The organism is Psychrobacter sp. 1Y4, from assembly GCF_051847555.1.
Map to the genome: position 1 here is coordinate 1 of NZ_JBPYDE010000669.1, position 659 is coordinate 659.

Below are 659 nucleotides of genomic sequence, written 5' to 3' on the forward strand. Positions count from 1 at the left end.
CTTATGAATTGTTTACCGGCCAAGAGCAGCTGCCGCCAGCCTTTTTAAGTGGTGGTGATGCGATGTTTTGGCTAGGCACTGATGATGCTGGACGAGATACCTTGTCTCGGGTGATGTATGGCGCGCGTTACTCTCTGTTTATCGGTCTGAGCGCGACGACCCTTGCGATGCTAGTCGGTATTTCATTAGGACTTAGTGCCGCATTTTGGCCCAAGGTTTGGGGCAAAGCGGTCATGCTGGTCAATGATATTTTGATGTCTTATCCAAGCTTGCTTTTAGCCATCATCATTGCTGCTATCTTAGGGCCATCTATGACCAATACGATTATTACCATCGCTTTGGTCTGTACGCCGCCTTTTATTCGTCTGACTCGCGCCACCGCGATGGTAGAGTTGCAACGTGAGTACTTTATCGCCTCGCAAGTGATGGGTGCTGGCGTACTTCGCCTATTGTTTATCACTATTTTACCCAACTGTATGGCGCCGCTTATCGTACAGGCAACGATGATTTTCTCTTCTGCTATTTTAGAAGCGGGTGCGATTGGTTTCTTAGGCTTTGGTGTACAGCCACCTGATGCTGAATGGGGCGCGATGCTCGGTACGGCTCGTCAATACATTCAAAGTAATGTTTGGCTCGCTATTTGGCCAGGTGTCGCTATC

1 protein-coding gene is annotated in these 659 nt (G+C 49.0%); it reads left to right on the forward strand.

The window, feature by feature from the left end:
* The coding region (locus ACS8FC_RS18235) for an ABC transporter permease (RefSeq protein WP_439297824.1) at positions 1 to 659 on the forward strand (659 nt) is incomplete at both ends.